This is a genomic window from Inconstantimicrobium porci, assembly GCF_009696465.1.
Classification (GTDB): Bacteria; Bacillota; Clostridia; order Clostridiales; family Clostridiaceae; genus Inconstantimicrobium; species Inconstantimicrobium porci.
Genome location: NZ_VULX01000014.1, coordinates 47,946 through 68,922, shown reverse-complemented (window position 1 = coordinate 68,922; position 20,977 = coordinate 47,946). Strand labels below are relative to the sequence as shown.

The following is a 20,977-nucleotide window of genomic DNA, read 5'->3' as shown; positions in this document are numbered from 1 at the left end:
ATCTAAAGTTTCCAACACTGACTTCATTAATTCGCAAGCGGTATCGCATGCATATTTATAAATTTTCTTCTCTAGCTCCTTGAAACTTATTCCTTTTTCATTTAAACTTAAATCATACATAAACTCATCTCCATTCATTTAATCTCGACAATTAAATTATAATGGATAATTTATGTATTGGGGAGATGTTTTTACATCTCCTTTATTTTTTATCAATTTTCCTGCCTACAAAAATTATACTCTAACATTTGTTACTTTTTTACCACTTAAATCATATTATAAAATAGGAAGCATTTTTTCGTGAGGATTTTTAAATTATGAAATCTAATATTTTGTTGATTTATACATTTATAATAACTATCTGTTTTATATTTATGCTCATAATCAAATTTATAAAATACAAAAATTACAAAAACACAGATGATTTTATTCAGAAAAAGATAATAATGCTATTAAACAAAGAAAAACTAGATGCAGCTTTAGAACTGCTAAATACATCAAAAGAGAGACTGCCCAAAAACTTTTATTACGGCCAGCTTATATATATACTTACTGAAAAAAAAGAATTCAATAAAGCCACAGATGCATGCTGTGAAGCATTAAAAATTAAGAACATCTCATCAGAACTGTACAATAATATAAGCTGGTGTTGTTTTGAAGTAAATCAATATGAGAAAGCAATATTTTATGCTGAAAAATCAATAGCATTAAATAAAAATGACTGTTACCCTTATGTAAACAAAGGTAATGCACTTATTGAACTAAACAGGGCTGATCTTGCAATAACTGCCTTTAAGTGTGCTCTTGATATAAATCCAGAATTCAGATATGCAATTTCAGGCATGGGTATATCGCTCTACATGAACAATGAGTTTCGTGAATGCATTCCTTATTTAAAAGAAACATTAAAATACGAAAAAACAAACGCTGGCATTATAAAATATCTTGCTGACAGTTATTTTGTCCTAAAGCAGTACGACGACTGCATTGATATGTACAAAAAGCTTATCAAAGCCGCACCTGCCAGTTCATGGATGTTCTGCAATATGGGTGATCTTTACTGCTACAGTGGCGACTTTAAAAATGCCTTTACGTCCTTTAATGAAGCAATAAAGATTGATCCATTATGTACTACTGCCTACTATTATAAAAGCCGTCTCTATAGCTTATTAAGGCAGAGTGAAAATGCGTTAAAATGTCTTGAAAAAGCAATTTCATTAAATCCTGATTACAAAAAAATCGCCTTAAATGACGAACTTTTAAATAATATAAAGCTTTATACAAGGTTCAAAGAACTAGTAAAGCTATAATCTTTTAAAATATAGTAACCTTACTTCTTGTATTCTTATCTATAAAGTGTTGAAATATTAAAACTGGTTTGTTTCCTCTTGCAGTAGCTGTGACTTTTACAGCTGCCTCAAGAGTTTTATTCTTCACTAAATTAAACAAGCATCTTGAGCTAAGAAATTTCTTAAAAACGCACCATAGATATAATAATTTTACATTATTTAAAAACATTTTCTATATTTTTAGTAAATTTAAATATATATATACAAATCTTCATTTTTTGTTCGATAAATAAAACTATGTAAACAAAAACGGAGGTATTTATTTCTATGTCAAAAAATGATATTTATAATATAAAGAAAGTTCATCTTGTTAACTTGGTTGTTTTAACAATATTAGAACTAACACTTTCTTTATTAGCATTAAAAGGATGTAATACAAGACTAGGTCTACTTTGCTTCGCTACTAATGCTATATTCACAGCAATATCTATAGGCTTATATTTTTCCCCAATTAAAGATGAAATAAAAGCATTATTCTTTACATCAATTCCAATAGTTGTATCAGTATTCTTCATCTTAACTGATAGTATAACAGTAATCTGCAGTCATTATATGATATTTTTATCAATTGCAATGATTGCATTATATTTTAATAAAAATCTAATTAAATTTTATCAGGTAATAATCAACATATTATTTCTTACACTGATTTCTGTAAAAGGCTTATCATTATTAGATAGCTCAACAAAGAACGTAAACATATGGTCATTCATTCAAATTATTGTGTGCATAAATTTTGTTCTTATACTTCTATACTTCTTAACAAAATGGGGTAATCAACTAATAGAATCAGCTGAAGAAAAAGAAAAAATTTCTACAGAACTTGCTGATAAATTAAATAACTCTATGAAAGAGATTCAAAAGAATTCAGATATACTTAACACAAACTTAATAATGTTTAATAAAAACATTTCTTCTTCTAAAGAAGCAATTTCAAACGTAAATAATGCTATATCTGATATTTCAGACGGTATTAATGATCAGTCTGAAGATCTTAAATCTATAAATGAAAAAATGAATAACTCATCAGAGAACATAAAAAAAAGTCAAATCGTTTCAGACAAGGTTTCAACCCAGTCCGCTGAAATGAATGAACAGATTGAACAAGGACATGAAAGAATTGATGATATGAACAAACAGATGGAAATTATCTATCAATCTGTAAGCAACTCAAACGCTACCATCACTGAACTTCAATGCAGCATAGAAGAGATAAACAAGTTCCTAGATGTTATTACTGCAATTTCTGCTCAGACAAATATGCTTGCTCTAAATGCCGCCATAGAAGCCGCAAGAGCTGGAGAACATGGTAAAGGCTTTGCAGTTGTAGCTGATGAAGTAAGAAAGCTTGCAGAAAACAGTTCTGATACTGTAAATGACATAAATAAAATAATAACTTCAATTAAAGATAAAACAAGTTTAGTAGTTGAAAAATCTCATATTGGTGAGGAAGCTGTAAAATCAGGTATAGAACTAATATCAAAGGTAAAATCCACATTCGATATTATAAAGAAAGCTGCTTCAGCTAACTCAGAATATCTTTCACAGAATGCCGAAATGAACAGCCGCACTACAACTGAATTTATGATGATATTAGAAAAAATAAATAAGATTGCTGATATATCTCAAAATCAAGCTGCTGCAATAGAAGAAATATCTGCTACTATGGAAACAACTACCGAAGATATTACAAGCATAAATAATTCAGTAGATGAGTTAAAAAACTTAAGTGAATCATTAAATAAAATGTCTAAATAAATGTATTTCCCAGGAAAGTTTTTATCGTTTTATCACAAACGTGCTTTCCTAAATAACATATTACCTTAACGAAAGATATACTTTTGTATCTTTCGTTAATTCACAAATCTAGTAGCAGCTAAATAATTATTTTATTTAACGTCTACCATACATAGTACGTACCCATACTGGGCACATAAAAAAGATGCTATACAGTTATATAGCATCTTAATCTAAAGGTTTTAGAACTAATTATTTTTCATTCATTATATTAAGTTTTTCAAACACTATAAATAATAAACTCATTACTATTGCTACTACTGACGCAAGTCCCATACCTTTTAATGAGCATACTACTTTACCTGCATAAGGTATATCTATTGTTATTCCACTTAATCCTATTATTAATACTACTGAAGTTAATATTAAGTTTCTTGATTTTGAGTAATCAACCTTGTTTTCTATGAATGATCTTATACCTGATGTTGCTATACTACCGAATAGTAGTAATGAAACTCCTCCGATTACTGGTGTTGGTATTGTCTTAATTAATGCTGCAAGCTTACCTGAGAATCCAAGTAATATTGAAAGTGCTCCAGCTCCCATGATTATCTTTGAACTATATACTTTAGTAAGTGCCATAACACCTATGTTTTCACCATATGTTGTTGTTGGTACTGAACCAAATAATCCTGATAAAGCTGTTGATAATCCATCACCTAATAATGATCTCTTAAGACCTGGATCTCTTGCTAAATCTTTACCTACTATATCACTTGTTACAGCTATATGTCCTATATGTTCAGGAATTACTACTAAAGTTGCTGGTAATATTGCAAGTATACAGTTTAAATTAAATTCTGCTAAGTGCATCTGTGGTAATGAGAAGAAAGGTGCATCTAGTACTGGTTTAAAATCTACTAATCCCATTGGTATTGATACACAATATCCAACTACTATACCTATTAATATTGGTATAATCTTCATAAACCCTCTAAATACAACTGAGCCTATTACTACTGTTCCTAATGTTATCATTGAAACCATAACCCAAGTTGGATTAAATACTTTTGTATTAGAACCTCCAACTGCAAAACCTGCCATATCTGCTGCTGTTGGTGCAAGTTCAAGACCTATTATTGTAACTATTGAACACATTGCTGCTGGTGGAAAAACCTTGTTTATCCATTCTACGCCTGTATAAGCAACAATTACTGCTATTCCAGCAAACACAAGACCGGATACTACAAATCCTGACTGTATTTGTGCAAAGTTAAAGCCACTTGCCATAAGCATCTGAACTGGTGCTAAAAATGCAAAACTTGATCCTAAAAATGCTGGTATTTTCTTTTTTGTAAGTATTCCAAACAATAAAGTACCTATACCATTGAAGAATAGAACTATTGCCGGGTCAATATTAAAAACTATTGGAACTAATACTGAAGAACCGAACATTGCAAATAAATGCTGAAAACTAAGCGGAATTGCTTTTCCTAAAGATACGTTATCTGTAACGTCTATGAATTGATCTTCATCCATATTATGGATCTCTTGATTTGAATTAACCATTGATTAATCTCCCCTTTTTGTTTATTTTGGGGAAGCTTTCGCTCCCTTTTTAGTCTCACAGGACTAATTTAAAGTCTCGCTTTGAAAGTTTATTCAAGAATCAAAAGCCTCTGATTCATGAATTATATTAAATTTTACAAAGTTTCTGTTTTGTAGTTTATCATATTTAATTTCAAATTTCAACATCTTTTATTACATTACTCTTTTTATTTTAATATTATCTAATTTCAAAGCCTAAAAAACAAAAAACGTATCAAACATAAATTTGATACGTTTTTTATTATCTTAATCTTTCTTTCATCTGTCTTTCAATATCACGTTTCTGTGCTTTTTCGATTAATGCATCTCTCTTATCGTAATTTTTCTTACCTCTACATACTCCAAGGTTAACTTTAACCTTGCCATTCTTTAAGTATAAAGATAATGGTATAAGTGTGAATCCTGACTGCTTTAGTAACCCTACAAGCCTTCTTATTTCTTCCTTATGAAGCAATAGTTTTCTATCTCTCATAGGATCAACATTAAATATATTTCCCTGCTCGTAATGACTTACATGCATATTTCTTATAAAAACTTCACCATCTTTTATCTCTGCATAACTATCTTTTAAGTTAGCTTTACCTGCTCTAAGTGACTTTACTTCTGTACCAACTAATTCGATTCCTGCTTCCATAGCTTCCTCTACAAAATAGTCATGTCGTGCTTTTCTATTTTCAGATAAAGTCTTATTTGTTATTCTCTTTGCCATATTTCTCACCTACTATGGATTTATTTATATAAATTATAATCCATTTATATATTAAGTGTCAAAAAAATCAACTTTTAAGATATATGGAAAAAATTACTGATACTTATTTTTTGTATTACTTACAAACCAGTATGGTATAGCTAAAAATATACCGCCACCAATGATATTACCTAAAGTCACCCAAAACGTACTTGTAGCAGCACCTGCTAATGTTATTGATGTTCCAGGTGCAAATAATGCCATAAAGAATACTGCAAGGTTTGCTATACAGTGTTCGTATCCAGCTATACAGAACGCAAATATACACCAGAATATTACAATAACTCTTGATGTCTCTTCTTTCATTCTTATACATATCCATACTGCAAGACACACTACAAAATTACATAGTATTCCTCTGAATACAGACTGCATTGGTGTAAGCGCAACTTTTGCTGCTGCTGATGCTTCTATAAAGTGAAGAGTGTCACCTGCTGCTGATCCACCAATTAAGTAAATAATCGCAAATAATGCTATACCTGCAAAATTTCCTAAGTAGCATACTATAAGAACCTTTAACACATTCTTAAATGTAACTTTCTTCTCAAGAAGTCCAACGCCTAAAATGAAACAATTTCCTGTAAATAATTCTGATCCTGCAAAGTAAATCAAGTCAAGTGCTATGGAAAATGTCAAAGCAACCGCCAATTTTCCGTACATTTTTCCAAAATGTTGAAAAATACCACCTGTCGTATAAGCTATTGCTATACCAATTATTACAAAAAATCCTGCTATAGCTGATAATGCGAAATACTTAAATACACTTTCATCAATATATTTTGTTTTCTTAAGAGCCAATCCGCCTACTTCATCAATTTCCTGTCTGAACATATTTCATTCTCCTTTGTTATTCAATCCGATTTTTCCAACTTTATCTTTTGAAAATACCCTTTCTACATTTTACACAGATTCTTATAGCATTTCAACTATGATTCAACATTTTTTTAAACGAAATTTAGCCATGTTTAAGTTTACATTATATATTTTCTTCTTATAGGAGTTTACTTTTCTCCTCTGCTATATTCATCTTCTACAAGTGTAAAGTATATTTCTCTATTTTCAATGCTTACTCTATCACATTTAACTTTAACAGCATCTCCAAGTTTATATGTCTTCTTTGTTCTCTCTCCCACTAATGCAAGCTGAGCTTCATCATATACGTAATAATCATCGGTTAAATCATTCATTCTTATAAGACCTTCAATTGTATTCGGAAGCTCTACAAACATTCCAAATGATGTTACAGAAGATACTATTCCCTCGAATTCTTCTCCAATTCTATCTCCCATATACTCTGTCTTCTTTAAGTCATCAACTTCTCTTTCAGCATCCTGTGCTACTCTTTCCATTTCTGATGACTGCTTTGAAGCTGCATCTACAATTCCTATAAGCTTAGTTGAACGCTTTTCATCTATTTCACCATGTAAGAATTGCTTAATTATTCTGTGTATCTGAAGATCTGGATATCTTCTTATTGGCGAAGTAAAGTGACAATAAAATCTTGCTGAAAGTCCAAAGTGGCCGCTGCATTCAGGAGCATATCTAGCCTGCATCATGCTTCTAAGTAAAAGTGTAGAAACAACAGTTTCTTCTTTCTTGCCCTTAACAAGTTCAAGAATATGCTGGAATGTTGCTGGATGTAATTCGTTAGTCCATTTTATTTTATATCCAAGGTTATACATAAACTCTTTAAATTTTTCAAGTTTCTCTTCGTTTGGATCTTCATGTATTCTATATACAAATGGTATCTTTGTCCAGTACATATGTTCAGCAACAGTTTCATTACATACAAGCATAAATTCTTCTATCATTCTGTTAGCTATTTCTCTTTCATAAGGTTTAATTTCTATTGGCTTGCCATATTCATTAAGGATTATCTTTGATTCTTCAAATTCAAAGTCGATAGCTCCTCTTTTAATTCTCTTTGCATTTAATATCCTGCATAACTCTTCCATAGCCTTAAAATCATCATAAAGATAATCATATTTCTTTATAAGTTCTTCATCATGATCTCTTAATATCTTAGTAACATCTGTGTATGTCATTCTTTCTGAAGTTCTGATTACAGTTTCTGCAATCTCATGATCTAATACTTTACCTTGTTTATCTATTGTCATAATGCAACTTAGCGCAAGTCTGTCTACTCTAGGATTTAATGAACATATTCCGTTTGAAAGCTTTTTAGGCAGCATAGGAATAACTCTATCAATAAGATATACAGATGTAGCTCTCTTAAATGCTTCCTTATCAAGTGGATTATTTTCTCTAACATAATGAGAAACATCGGCTATATGAACACCTAATTTATAGTTCCCATCTTCAAGCCTTTCAATTGATACAGCATCATCAAGATCCTTCGCATCTTCGCCATCTATAGTTACCATTCTTATATTTCTAAGATCTTTTCTTCCTGCTATCTCCTTTTCAGATATCTCATCCTCTACACCATCTGCATACCTTAATACCTTAGGTGGGAACTGTTCAGGAAGACCATGCTTCTTAATTATTGTAAGAATGTCTATTCCTACATCACCCTTTTTACCTACAACTTCTTTAATTTTACCTTCAGGTTTTTTATCAGCCTGTGCCCATTTTGTTATTTCGACAATTACTACATCACCATCAGCAGCACCATTTTTGTCCTTTTTTGAAATAAAAATATCCTTTGGTATTCTCTTATCTTCAGAAATTACAAATCCGAAATTTCTGCTATCCTGATATACACCAATTACATTTTTATTTGCTCTCTCTGTTACAGAAATAATTTCACCTTCACATTTTTTCTTTGCTGTATCTTCTTTAAGAATTTTTGCAACAACTCTATCACCATTCATTGCACCATTTATGTTATTTATAGGTATAAATATATCCTCTTTTTCTTCATCATCAGGAATAACAAATCCAAAACCTTTTGGATGTACTTGAAGTTTACCTTCAACTGTACCTTCTTTTGTTGCACTGCCAATTCTTCCTGCTTTATCTCTTACAATAAGGTTTTCTCTTTCCATAGCTTTTATAACTTTTTTAAATGCATTATATTCATTCTTGTTTATATTGAAGATCTGGGCAAGCTCCATTATCTCCATTGGTTTATATGCTGGTTCATTTATGAAGTTTAATAATGTTTGTTTTATTCCCATACTACTTTCCTCCTTCAAGGATATATATATTATTTTGTACGTATTACATAATTTAATTCAACTCAAATTATTCTATACATATTTTTCTTCTTTGCCCACCACTTACTATTATACTATATAACATGATAATGTAGAATTTATAATGTAAAATGTATAATTCTAAAAAGATTAGAGATATAAGAGCTGAGATAAGAGAATAGGATGAAATTTACTCACTTATGCCTTGGCTATAAATTTTTAAGTTTTAATGGAGGCAAATCCTCCAAATCTCCTTAATTATATAATTATAAGAGTTTTTAAGAGGAATTCGTCCTCTTATTTTGAAGCTCCCTCAAGGAGTTTCATCCTTTTCTCTTCGCTCTTATCTCTAATCTTTCTTGTGCAAAAAAGAAAGACCTTCTTAAATCAGAAAGTCTTTCTTTATATATTAATTATTGTATTTAGTTTTACTTGAAGATGTTGATTATTATTCCACCATACTGTGCGATTACTGGTGCAAATACTAATGAAACTATTGTCATAAGTTTTATAAGAATATTCATTGAAGGTCCTGAAGTATCCTTGAATGGATCTCCCACTGTATCACCAACAACTCCTGCCTTATGAGTTTCACTGCCTTTACCACCATAGTTTCCTTCCTCAATATACTTTTTAGCATTATCCCATGCACCCCCTGCATTTGCCATCATTATTGCAAGAAGTACACCTGAACCAACACACCCTGCTATTACACCTGCTAATGCCTGTGCTCCAAAAAACATTCCCATTACTAGTGGAATTACTATTGCTAGAATACCAGGAAGAATCATATAGTGAATTGCTGAAGCAGTTGAAATATCAACACATTTCTTATAATCTGGTTTTTCTTTACCATCCATTATATGTGGTCTTTCCTTAAACTGTCTTCTGACTTCTTGTACCATTTCTGTTGCAGCTTTACCAACCGCCTTCATTGTGAGTGAACCATACAAGAATGGTACCATTGCTCCAATAAGGAATCCTACAAGAGTTAATGGATTCATCAAATCTATAGCTTTAAGACTCGCAGCCTCAGTAAATGATGCAAACAAAGCCAACGCAGTAAGTGCCGCTGAACCTATTGCAAATCCTTTTCCTATAGCTGCTGTAGTGTTACCTACAGAATCAAGTTTATCTGTAATATCTCTTACACTTTCAGGAAGATTAGACATTTCTGCAATACCGCCTGCATTATCTGCAATTGGTCCATATGCATCAACAGCAACTGTTATACCTGTTGTTGCAAGCATACCAACTGCTGATAGTGCTATACCATAAAGTCCAGTAGTAACATTTGCTTCTCCTCCTACAATGTAGTAAGAAATAAGAATTCCTATACAAATTAAAACTATTGGTAATATAGTAGATTTCATACCTACTGATAGTCCAGATATAATATTTGTTCCAGCACCAGTCTGTGATTCTTTAGCTATCTCCTTTACAAACTTATAATTTGCAGAAGTATATATTTCTGTGATTTTTCCAATTAAGAGTCCTACTATTACACCTGAAACTACTGCTCCAAATGGTGCAAATGTATCAAATAATACTTTTGATAGAACAGCTGCTCCTATAATCATTAGTGCTCCAGCAGTATAAGTTCCTGTATTTAATGATTTCTGTGGATCATTTGTCTTTAATACTTTAACTACTAAAATTCCTAAAATAGATGATATAATGCCTATACTTGCAATTGCCATTGGAAATATACTTGCTGCTTTATCAGTACCAAGTTTAACTACTGCCCCCAATGTAATAGCTGAAATTATTGCTCCAACAAATGATTCAAAAAGATCGGCTCCCATTCCAGCTACATCTCCAACATTATCTCCAACATTATCTGCGATAACTGCTGGATTTCTTGGATCATCTTCCGGAATTCCTGCTTCTACCTTTCCAACAAGGTCTGCTCCAACATCAGCTGCTTTTGTATAAATTCCACCACCAACACGTGCAAATAATGCGATTGATGATGCACCTAATCCAAAACCAGTTATATATTCAATATTTAAATCAAAGATTAGTCCTAAAATAGCTAGTCCAGCTATACCTAAGCCAACAACACAGAGCCCCATAACTGAACCGCCTGAGAATGCAACTTTAAGTGCTTCCTTAATATCCTTCTGTGCTCCCTGTGTAGTTCTGACATTTGCCTTAACAGCCACTGTCATTCCAAAGAACCCTGCAAGTATTGAGAATACTGCACCCACTACAAAACATAATGCTGTCTGTGGATGTATAAAAATTGCAATTACAATTGCTACTATAACTATGAAGCCTGCTAAATACTTATATTCTGTTTTTAGAAATGCCATGGCTCCTTCTTCAATGTAACCTGATATTTCATTCATTCTTTTGTTTTTTACTTGAATTTTCAAAATTGAAGCTCTTAGTAAAAATGCCACTAGTAGTGCTGCTATACCTACTATTACTGCAACATATAAGTAGTTCATGTTAAGACCCCCATTTAAATATTTTCAAATATATGTTTCTATGGTTTTTATACACGTGTACTTTAATTATATATTGTATTTTTTATAGATTTATTCCAACATGTTTGTAATAATTACTTTATTTCCTTAATATTTCAATATTTATATCAGCTTTGTAAATTGCTCTTATATAAAAAATAAAGCCTCTGCATAAATCACTCCAAATATGCATAAGCTTTATTTTTTATTTCTTATAACTTGATATTAAATTATGAATTTCTTAATCATATCATTAAGCTTCTGTGCAAGTTCTGCCTGACTTTGTGCAGTAATTGCAACCTGTTCAATTGCTTTAGATGTATCGTTTATATTTTCTTTTATAGAATTCACCTCTGCGCTTGACTTCTGAGCAGCCTCAGATCTACTTTGTAGCGCATCATTAACCTGTCCTATTGTTGCTGTAATTTCTTCTGACATAATACTTACAAACATTGACATTCTTTTAGCAAGTTCCATTATATTATTCAGTGGTTTCATAATTGCTCTTCCAACCATCAGACCACATACTATGACAAAAAACAAACATATAACTATATATGCAACTATAGATATAGAAAATATAGTTAAATTTATATTATAATTTTTCTATAAAATAAAAAAGATCGTCACCTTCGCAACAATCTCTTTAACTGTTTATTTTACTAAATTAAGTGCAAGTGTATTTACAGCAAATAAAATAGCTGATACTACTGTTAATTTTACAAGCATTGATTCTTTTGTTCTACTCTTATTCTTTGAATAAAATGTTTCTGTCTTTCCTTGAATAAGACCACTTAACGCATCTGCCTTTGAAGGCTGCATTAATATAAAAGTAACAATTAATATACCCAAAACTGCTTCAACAACTAATAAAGTTATTTTAAGACCTGACATTTAAGCCACCTCCTATATATTCTCAAACTAAATTATTATAATTTCATTTTAAAATCACACATATTATAATAACATAAATATTTTTATAATAAAAGGAAATTTGGATATAAAAAAAGGCCTTTCGGCCTTTTTTACTTTATATTGAAGAAAGCTTTTCTTCCTCTATACTCTGCAACATCTTCTAGTTCTTCTTCTATTCTTATAAGTTGATTGTATTTAGCCACTCTTTCTGATCTTGCTGGTGCGCCAGTCTTAATCTGTCCTGCATTAACGGCTACGACAAGATCTGCTATTGTAGTGTCTTCAGTTTCACCGCTTCTATGTGAAACAACTGCTGTATATCCTGCTCTGTTTGCCATTTCTATAGCATTAAGAGTTTCAGTAAGAGTTCCTATCTGGTTAAGTTTAATTAATATAGCATTAGCAACACCTTTATTAATTCCGTTTTCAAGTCTCTCTGTATTAGTAACAAATAAATCATCACCAACAAGCTGAACCTTGCTTCCAAGCTTTTGAGTTAAAAGTTTCCAACCATCCCAGTCTTCTTCTGCAAGACCATCTTCTATTGATATTATTGGATATTTTGTTACCCAGTTTTCGTATAAGTCAACAAGCTGTGCTGCATCAAGTGTTTTTCCTTCATGTTGAAGAACATATTTACCATCTTTATAGAATTCAGATGAAGCTGCATCAATTGCTATAAACATATCTTTTCCTGCTTCATATCCTGCTTTTTGTATTGCTTCGACAATTATCTGAAGAGCCTCCTCATTAGATCCTAAGTTCGGTGCAAAGCCACCTTCGTCTCCAACACCTGTAGCATAATTCTTTTCATTTAATAATTTCTTTAAAGTGTGATATACTTCTGCACACATCTGAAGTGCTGCGCTGAAGCTCTGTGCGCCTACAGGCATAATCATGAATTCCTGAAGATCCACTGAGTTATCAGCATGTTCTCCACCATTTAAGATATTCATCATTGGTACTGGAAGAACCTTCGCATTTACTCCACCTATATATTGATAAAGGGGAAGACCTAAATAATTTGCAGCAGCTTGTGCTACAGCTAATGAAACACCAAGTATTGCATTAGCACCAAGTTTTCCTTTATTAGGAGTTCCGTCAAGAGCTATTAATTCTTTATCTATCATAGTTTGGTCAAAAACATTCATCCCTATAAGTTCTGTTGATATTGTCTCATTAACGTTATTAACAGCCTTTTCAACAGACTTTCCCATATACTTAGATTTATCTCCATCTCTAAGTTCAACAGCTTCATACATTCCTGTAGAAGCTCCTGATGGCACTGCTGCCCTTCCACATGTTCCATCCTCAAGTACTACTTCCACCTCAACAGTTGGAAAACATCTTGAATCAAGAATCTGTCTTGCAACTACATCTACAATTTCTACATATTGTTTCATTTTTATTCCTCCCTAATTAAATCTTTACTGAATTAAGTTTCTGCATTATTGAACTTATTTATTCACATTTTTTACTCTATAGAAAGTTTCTTATCTTTTATAAATATAATGCATCAATGTATGTGTAACATTATTCCATACTATTACATATTATTTATTAAGTGCATAATATTGAAGTAAAGATAAGGAGGATGTCTCAATATGTCTTATAAATGTTCAAATGATAATAACGTAGAAAGTGTAATATCTGATTTAACAAATGGTGGCTGTAACTGCCCAGTATATAACTGTCCACCTAAACCTAATACTTGCTGCAATGGTAACGGCTTAAAAAATGTTCGTTTCAATCCTAACAATATTCAGCCTATATTAACTTATGCTGATACAGTATTTGATGTTAAGAATGGCGAATCTACATCTATCGGAGTTCCATTTAGAATTCCATTAGGTGGTCCTGGTGCAAGAGATTTTGATACAGTTATACACTATACTGCATGCGACCAATGCTGCAATATGTGTAATTTTGTTCCTGGCCCAGATGCAGAATTCAATGTATGCTCTGCTGAAGCAAGAATTTTAAGTGTAGAGCCTGCTAAACAGCTAAGCTCTAATGATATAAAAGTAAATTGTGACAGTCTATTTGCTGATCAGTCTTTAGACAAAGAATCTGCAAATTTCTATGAATTATATTTAGGTACTTTTGATCCATCAGTTGACAATGCTGTATGTCCAACAACTCAAGGAAGAAATGCTAGCATTTCAATTAAACCATATAAATTAAAATATATAATTCAGTATACAATCTGCGGTACAGTTACTGACGAAGGCCAGACTTATAAATTCTTTATCCAGACAAGAAATAAGAGACCTTTCGTAACTGAGGATTCTGTATTAAATTTCGTAAGACAGATATGTATTCCAAAACAGGCATCAATTTTTGCTCCTTATGTAAATCTACTATTTAACTATGAAGTTGAACTAGTAGACTGCGTAAGAATCAAAGAGGTTCGCAGAGGACCAAAACCTGGCTGCAATTATTTACAGATGGATGAAGAAAACGGTAACTATGGCGAATGTGGAGATGCTCATGAAAACTTTGGAGAAATCCACTATGAAAATGATGTTGATGATATAGACGACATCAATGCTCTAAATCTAGGAGGTCATGAAGAATTCGGTTTATCAGATGATGACTTAGAGGGCGGCAGAAGAAGACGTGAAGGAAGATTTGAAATTGTTGGTACAGCAATACTTGAGCCAACACTTCATGCTGAAGCTGTAAGGCCTGAAAAAGTTGTTACTATTGCAAATGTTATACCTGATCCTAACTATCCAACTACTATAGCACATTCAGGTAGAAACTGCAGAAAGCAGAAAATGAATTGTTGCTGCAGAAGATAATAACAAAAACTAATAGTATTCTAATATAATTCTCTAAGATAATAAAAGAGGAAGTATTCCTTTAGCACTGCTAAAGGATATACTTCCTCTTATTTAATATAAACAATGAAATTAATAATTATTTCATTAAGTTCTTTCCAGTCATTTCAGCTGGTACTTCAAGTCCCATAGCTGTAAGCATTGTTGGAGCTATATCAGAAAGTCTTCCGCCTTCTGCTAAAGCTTTACCCTCTGCATTTTTTGATACCCATACAAATGGTACTGGATCAGTTGTATGTGCTGTGAATGGATTTCCTGTTGAGAAATCAATCATTATTTCTGCATTTCCGTGGTCAGCAGTTACAAATAATGTACCTTCTTTTTCTAATATCTTTTCAGCTACTCTTCCAAGGCAAGTATCTACTGCTTCAACTGCCTTCTTAGCCGCATCGAATACTCCTGTATGTCCAACCATGTCTGGGTTAGCATAGTTAACGATAATCATATCATACTTGTCTTCATCTATCTTAGCAAGAAGCTTATCAGTTAATTCAAAAGCACTCATTTCTGGTTTTAAGTCATAAGTTGCAACCTTTGGAGACTGAACTATTTCTCTGTCTTCTCCTGCATTTGGCTTTTCTACTCCGCCATTGAAGAAGAATGTAACGTGAGCATATTTTTCAGTTTCTGCTATTCTAAGCTGGTTTAATCCCTTAGATGCAACATATTCACCTAATGTATTAGTGTAGCTTTCAGGTCTGTAAGCTATATCAATTCCAGTAAAGTCTTTGTTATACTGAGTCATACATACAAATGATATGTTTAATTTTTCTCTGCAAAATCCATCAAATGAATCTTGAGTCATTGCATTTGTAAGTTCTCTAGCTCTATCTGGTCTAAAGTTAAAGAATACAACTGAGTCGTTGTTCTTTACTGTTGCAGTTGGGTGACCATTTTCTAATATTACACATGGTAATACAAATTCATCAGTCTTGTTATCGTGATATGAGTTTTCTATAGCTTCTACTGCAGAAGTTGCAGTTTCACCCTTACCATTTACTATTGCATCATATGCAAGCTGAACTCTTTCCCATCTGTTATCTCTGTCCATTGCATAATATCTTCCTGATATTGTAGCAATCTTACCACATCCAATTTCCTTCATGTAGTTTTCTAGTTCTTCTATGAAAGATTTTCCTGATGATGGTGCAACGTCTCTACCATCCATGAAAGCATGAACGTAAACATTCTTAACGCCCTTCTTCTTAGCCATATCTAATAAACCTTTTAAGTGATCTATGTGAGAATGCACTCCACCATTTGATAATAATCCCATAAAGTGTACATCAGAGTTATTCTTTACTGCATTATCCATAGCATTGCATAATGCTTCATTTTCAAGAATAGTTCCTTCTTCAACTGCTTTAGTGATTCTAGTTAATTCCTGATATATTATTCTTCCTGCACCTATATTTAAATGACCAACTTCTGAGTTACCCATCTGTCCGTTTGGAAGACCAACATCCATTCCTGATGCCTGTATCTGAGTATGTGGATATTTAGCAATTAATTTATCAAAATTTGGTTTTGAAGCTGCTGCAACTGCATTTCCATCAGATGCATCTGCGATTCCAAATCCATCTAGTATCATTAACATTACTGGTTTCTTTGCCATGTATATACCTCCAAATATTTTATTCAATAATAAACAGCTCAAGAATGTGTGCTGTTTATTAAATATTATCTTATCAAATTTCTACTTTTTATTACAAATTCATTATACTATAATCGCACTTAAAGTGTCAAAGAACTATTATAATGATATTATTCCTCTTTTGTAAAAAACTTATTTATAAGCTTAGATACTTATTTTACTATTGTCGCTTATAGACTAATTGTTTGTCACAAATAAATAGGGAGCAATACAAATGATGTCTCACTTTGTACAGCTCCCTGTATTTTTTACTCTATATTTTAGTAGTTAACTATAGCAGCAAAATCAGATGCAACTAAGCTAGCTCCACCAACTAAAGCTCCATCGATGTCTGACATAGCCATCTGGTCTTTAATTGTGTTTGGTTTAACTGATCCACCGTACTGGATTCTAACCTTATCAGCAACTTCTTGTCCGTACATTCCAGCAACAACTTTTCTTATTGCAGAGATTGTTTCGTTTGCTTGTTCTTTAGTAGCTGTTTTACCAGTTCCGATAGCCCAGATTGGTTCGTAAGCTATTACAACTTTTTCAGCTTCTTCTTTAGTTAATCCAGCGATATCAACTTTGATCTGGCAAGCTATAAAGTCATCAGTAACTCCAGCTTCTCTTTGTTCTAAAGTTTCACCACAGCATACTATTGGAGTTATGTTGTGAGCAAATGCAGCTTTAACCTTCTTGTTTATAGCTTCATCTGTTTCGTTGAAGTAAGTTCTTCTTTCACTATGTCCTAATACAACATAGTCAACTCCGATTTCTTCAAGCATCTTTGGAGATATTTCTCCAGTGAAAGCTCCTTTTTCTTCGAAGTGCATGTTCTGAGCTCCAACTTTGATGTTAGTTCCTTCAACAGCCTTCTTTACAGCATCAAGACATACAAATGTTGGACATACAACTACATCACATTTAGCATCCTTAACTAATGGCTTTAATTCTTCTACTAATTTAACTGCTTCGCTAACAGTATTGTTCATTTTGTAGTTTCCAGCGATTATTGGTGTTCTCATAGTTTTTTCTCCTTCTATATAAATAATATTATTTATCGTTTAATGCAGCAATTCCTGGTAATTCTTTTCCTTCTAAGAATTCAAGTGATGCTCCACCACCAGTTGAGATATGAGTCATCTTATCTCCGAATCCTAAAGTATTAACAGCAGCAGCTGAATCTCCTCCACCGATTACTGTAGTCGCATCTTTAGCATCTGCTAAAACTTTAGCAACAGCTACAGTACCTTTGTTGAAGTTTTCAAATTCACAAACTCCCATAGGTCCGTTCCAGATAACTGTCTTAGCATCTCTAACAGCGTCAGCATATAACTTTTCAGTCTTAGGTCCGATATCAAGTCCCATGAATCCATCCTGAATATTCTGATCTTCTGTAACAACAGCTTCAACATCTTTAAATTCAGGTGCAACTCTATGGTCAACTGGTAATAAGAACTTAACGCCCTTCTTAGCAGCCTTTTCCATCATTTCTTTAGCATATTCCATCTTATCATCTTCGCATAGAGATGTTCCAATTGTATATCCCTGAGCTTTTAAGAATGTGTAAGCCATTCCTCCACCGATGATTAATGTATCAACTTTTTCTAGTAAGTTGTTTATAACGTTAATCTTATCTGAAACCTTTGATCCACCTAATATAGCAACGAAAGGTCTAACTGGATTATCAACAGCGTTTCCTAAGAATTTTAATTCCTTCTGGATTAAGTATCCACAAGCAGCAACTGGTAAGAATTCAGTAACTCCAACTGTTGAACAGTGAGCTCTGTGAGCAGTACCGAAAGCGTCGTTTACGAATACTTCAGCAAGTGAAGCTAATTCTTTAGAGAATTCAACACCGTTCTTAGTTTCTTCTTTTCTGTATCTTGTGTTCTGTAATAAAACAACGTCTCCGTCTTTCATTGCAGCAACAGCAGCCTTAGCATTTTCTCCAACAACGTTGTCATCAGCAGCAAATACTACTTCTTTTCCTAACATTTCGCTTAGCTTTGCAGCAACTGGTGCTAAAGATAATTCTGGCTTTGGTTCTCCCTTTGGTTTACCCATGTGTGAGCAAAGGATAACTTTAGCTCCGTTATCAACTAAGTATTTGATTGTTGGAAGCGCTCCGTTTAATCTGTTAACATCTGTTATAACGCCATCTTTTAGAGGAACATTAAAGTCACATCTAACTAATACTTTTTTTCCTTTAACTTCTATATCTTCAACTGTCTTTTTATTATAGCTCATTCTATTCACCTCATAATTTTTTCATAATTTTAAAATGAGCCCGGTCTTATAAGTATGCCTTAGAGACCGGACCCATTATAGGATCTTATAAGAATGCTTTGTTAAGCAATTAATCCTTATTGAATATCAAATTATGCTAATTCAGCAAAGTATTTGATTGTTCTAACCATCTGGCTAGTGTATGAGTTTTCGTTATCGTACCAAGAAACTACTTTAACCATAGTTGTGCCATCGCCCATATCCATAGTCTTAGTCTGAGTAGCATCGAATAATGAACCGTAAGTGATTCCTACGATATCAGAAGAAACTAATTCTTCTTCAGTGTATCCGAATGATGCAGACTGAGCAGCCTTCATAGCAGCGTTAACGTCAGCTTCAGTTACTTTTCCTTCAACGATAGCAACTAACTGAGTTAATGAACCAGTTGGAACTGGAACTCTCTGTGCGCATCCATCAAGGATTCCGTTTAATTCTGGGATAACTAATCCGATTGCTTTAGCAGCACCAGTTGAGTTTGGTACTATGTTAACAGCTGCAGCTCTAGCTCTTCTTAAATCACCTTTTCTCTGAGGTCCATCAAGAGTCATCTGATCTCCAGTGTAAGCGTGGATTGTAGTCATGTATCCCTTCTTAATCTTAGCTAATTTGTTTAATGTATCAGCCATTGGAGCTAAGCAGTTTGTAGTACAAGAAGCTGCTGATATAACAGTATCTTCCTTAGTTAATGTATTTTCGTTTACGCTGTAAACTATTGTAGGAAGGTCGTTTCCAGCTGGTGCTGATATAACAACTTTCTTAGCACCTGCAGCTATATGAGCTGATGCTTTTTCTTTTGAAGTGTAGAATCCAGTACATTCTAAAACTACGTCTACATCTAATTGTCCCCATGGAAGATCCTTTGCATCTTTTTCTGCATATATCTTTATAGTTTTTCCATCAACTGTTATTGAGTCTTCTCCAGCTGTTACTGTATCAGCTAAAGCATATCTTCCTTGAGCTGAATCATACTTTAATAAGTGAGCTAACATCTTAGGGCTAGTTAAGTCGTTGATTGCAACTACTTCATAACCTTCTGCTCCGAACATTTGTCTGAATGCAAGACGTCCAATACGTCCAAAACCATTAATTGCTACTTTTACCATTTTGTAATTCCTCCTAAAAAGACTAATTTATTATATAAAATATTATTTAAATATTTTTATATCATTATTTAACTGTTATTCTGCTTAATATGCTCAACAAGTCTTAATGCTGCACCTTCATCTGTAACTAGTACACCATTCTTATTGCCAAACTTTGTTGATAAAATTGCCTCAACTTTATTTTTACCAGCCGCAACTGCAATATGTAAGTTAAGATTATTTATATCATTAATATTTATTCCCAATGTTGGAGTTATCCACACCACATTGGAATCTTTATCAAAATAACATCCAAATGCTTCACCCACAGCACCTAATTCATTCAACTGCTGTAGTTGCTTTTGTGACAATCCTCTTTTCATGCCCATCTGCTGTGCTCTACCTATACCATAAATCAGTATATTAGCTTTATGAATACATTCGATAATCTCCTGTATCTCTTTCTGCTGCACAAGAGTTTCTAAAATCTCATCACTGAGATTTTCTGGTACATGAAGCATTTTATATGTACCATTTAGTTTTTCTGCAAGTTTTGCTGATAATGTATTTGCCTGTGTTTCCACTTTCTTACCCATACCGCCTCTTGCTGGTACCACTAGTACATCTTTTATGCTGTTTACTTTGGGGAAATTATCAATAACAGACTTTACTGTACTTCCACCTGTAACTGCTATAATATCGCCAGAATGAATATGTGACTTTGCAAAGTTTGCAGCAGCTTTTCCTATTTCTTTCATGATACTAGGATCTTCTTCTACATCACCAGACACTACGATTACATTCTTAAGATTAAGAAATTCTTTTATTATCTCTTCTACTTCAGACAATCCTTTAATTTCATGAATATATCCTTTAAGTTTCTCAAGAACTTCTCTTCCTTCGTCTGTAACGCTCATTCCCGGAGAACTTATTGCTATAAGTCCCTGATCATTCAGGAAGCTTATCTCTGTTCTGACAATTCTCTCACTGAGATTTAGATAACCAGCCAATGTTCTTCGACCTATTGGTTCATTATAATATATTGTTCGTAATACATTATATCTTTTTTCTAATAAGTCTACAAGTTCAGGAATTATTTTTTTCTGTAATTTTAACATTTCCTGCACTTTCAACACTCCTT

At 32.8% G+C, this 20,977-nt stretch carries 17 protein-coding genes; 3 read left to right on the top strand and 14 right to left on the bottom strand.

Translation table 11 applies throughout. The annotated features are described in order from the left end of the window. Nucleotides 1-317: 317 nt before the first annotated feature. Nucleotides 318-1,310 carry a tetratricopeptide repeat protein gene (locus FYJ33_RS10225; RefSeq protein ID WP_154531636.1) on the top strand — a complete coding sequence of 331 codons (993 nt, stop codon included), beginning with the start codon at nt 318-320 and terminating at the stop codon, nt 1,308-1,310. A gap of 4 nt (nt 1,311-1,314) precedes the next feature. Here FYJ33_RS10225 and FYJ33_RS16675 read toward each other — a convergent pair whose 3' ends face one another. Next, the gene (locus FYJ33_RS16675; protein ID WP_268891461.1) at nt 1,315-1,437 is read right to left on the bottom strand and encodes a hypothetical protein; all 123 of its coding nucleotides are present in this window, start codon (nt 1,435-1,437) and stop codon (nt 1,315-1,317) included. Nucleotides 1,438-1,616: 179 nt separating this feature from the next. On the opposite strand from FYJ33_RS16675, the gene FYJ33_RS10220 reads away from it, so the two are divergent. Then, complete coding sequence (locus FYJ33_RS10220; RefSeq protein ID WP_154531635.1) at nt 1,617-3,107, top strand: methyl-accepting chemotaxis protein; 1,491 nt, start codon at nt 1,617-1,619, stop codon at nt 3,105-3,107. Between the two features lie 231 nt (nt 3,108-3,338). Here FYJ33_RS10220 and uraA read toward each other — a convergent pair whose 3' ends face one another. The 8 genes from uraA to eno form a co-directional block, all read right to left on the bottom strand. Further along, nucleotides 3,339-4,655, bottom strand: a complete 1,317-nt coding sequence (uraA, locus tag FYJ33_RS10215) for a uracil permease (RefSeq protein WP_154531634.1) — start codon at nt 4,653-4,655, stop codon at nt 3,339-3,341. A gap of 280 nt (nt 4,656-4,935) precedes the next feature. Beyond that, on the bottom strand, nt 4,936-5,403 hold the full coding sequence (smpB, locus tag FYJ33_RS10210) for an SsrA-binding protein SmpB (RefSeq protein ID WP_154531633.1): 468 nt from the start codon (nt 5,401-5,403) through the stop codon (nt 4,936-4,938). A 93-nt stretch (nt 5,404-5,496) separates the two neighbouring features. Continuing rightward, nucleotides 5,497-6,273 (bottom strand): formate/nitrite transporter family protein, encoded by a 777-nt coding sequence (locus FYJ33_RS10205; protein WP_154531632.1) that lies wholly within the window; start codon nt 6,271-6,273, stop codon nt 5,497-5,499. Between the two features lie 170 nt (nt 6,274-6,443). Further along, nucleotides 6,444-8,582: a ribonuclease R gene (rnr, locus tag FYJ33_RS10200; protein ID WP_154531631.1), complete on the bottom strand. Its 2,139-nt coding sequence runs from the start codon at nt 8,580-8,582 to the stop codon at nt 6,444-6,446. Nucleotides 8,583-9,028: 446 nt separating this feature from the next. Then, nucleotides 9,029-11,053 (bottom strand): sodium-translocating pyrophosphatase, encoded by a 2,025-nt coding sequence (locus FYJ33_RS10195; protein WP_154531630.1) that lies wholly within the window; start codon nt 11,051-11,053, stop codon nt 9,029-9,031. A 243-nt stretch (nt 11,054-11,296) separates the two neighbouring features. Continuing rightward, the gene (locus FYJ33_RS10190; protein WP_154531629.1) at nt 11,297-11,569 is read right to left on the bottom strand and encodes a methyl-accepting chemotaxis domain-containing protein; all 273 of its coding nucleotides are present in this window, start codon (nt 11,567-11,569) and stop codon (nt 11,297-11,299) included. Nucleotides 11,570-11,725: 156 nt separating this feature from the next. Beyond that, the gene (gene secG / locus FYJ33_RS10185) at nt 11,726-11,965 is read right to left on the bottom strand and encodes a preprotein translocase subunit SecG (protein WP_154531628.1); all 240 of its coding nucleotides are present in this window, start codon (nt 11,963-11,965) and stop codon (nt 11,726-11,728) included. Between the two features lie 131 nt (nt 11,966-12,096). After that, complete coding sequence (eno, locus tag FYJ33_RS10180; RefSeq protein ID WP_154531627.1) at nt 12,097-13,389, bottom strand: phosphopyruvate hydratase; 1,293 nt, start codon at nt 13,387-13,389, stop codon at nt 12,097-12,099. A 201-nt stretch (nt 13,390-13,590) separates the two neighbouring features. Here eno and FYJ33_RS10175 point away from each other — a divergent pair, with 201 nt between their 5' ends. Next, entirely contained in the window at nt 13,591-14,790 is a 1,200-nt protein-coding gene (locus FYJ33_RS10175) for a hypothetical protein (RefSeq protein ID WP_154531626.1), read from the top strand. A gap of 118 nt (nt 14,791-14,908) precedes the next feature. Here FYJ33_RS10175 and gpmI read toward each other — a convergent pair whose 3' ends face one another. The 5 genes from gpmI to FYJ33_RS10150 all read right to left on the bottom strand — a co-directional run bounded on the left by gpmI (nt 14,909) and on the right by FYJ33_RS10150 (nt 20,963). After that, the gene (gene gpmI, locus FYJ33_RS10170; protein ID WP_154531625.1) at nt 14,909-16,444 is read right to left on the bottom strand and encodes a 2,3-bisphosphoglycerate-independent phosphoglycerate mutase; all 1,536 of its coding nucleotides are present in this window, start codon (nt 16,442-16,444) and stop codon (nt 14,909-14,911) included. A 299-nt stretch (nt 16,445-16,743) separates the two neighbouring features. Further along, nucleotides 16,744-17,490 (bottom strand): triose-phosphate isomerase, encoded by a 747-nt coding sequence (tpiA, locus tag FYJ33_RS10165; RefSeq protein WP_154531624.1) that lies wholly within the window; start codon nt 17,488-17,490, stop codon nt 16,744-16,746. A 28-nt stretch (nt 17,491-17,518) separates the two neighbouring features. After that, entirely contained in the window at nt 17,519-18,715 is a 1,197-nt protein-coding gene (locus FYJ33_RS10160; RefSeq protein ID WP_154531623.1) for a phosphoglycerate kinase, read from the bottom strand. Nucleotides 18,716-18,846: 131 nt separating this feature from the next. Further along, nucleotides 18,847-19,857 carry a type I glyceraldehyde-3-phosphate dehydrogenase gene (gene gap, locus FYJ33_RS10155; protein ID WP_154531622.1) on the bottom strand — a complete coding sequence of 337 codons (1,011 nt, stop codon included), beginning with the start codon at nt 19,855-19,857 and terminating at the stop codon, nt 18,847-18,849. Between the two features lie 68 nt (nt 19,858-19,925). Beyond that, nucleotides 19,926-20,963 (bottom strand): sugar-binding transcriptional regulator, encoded by a 1,038-nt coding sequence (locus tag FYJ33_RS10150; protein WP_277643689.1) that lies wholly within the window; start codon nt 20,961-20,963, stop codon nt 19,926-19,928. Nucleotides 20,964-20,977 lie beyond the last annotated feature (14 nt).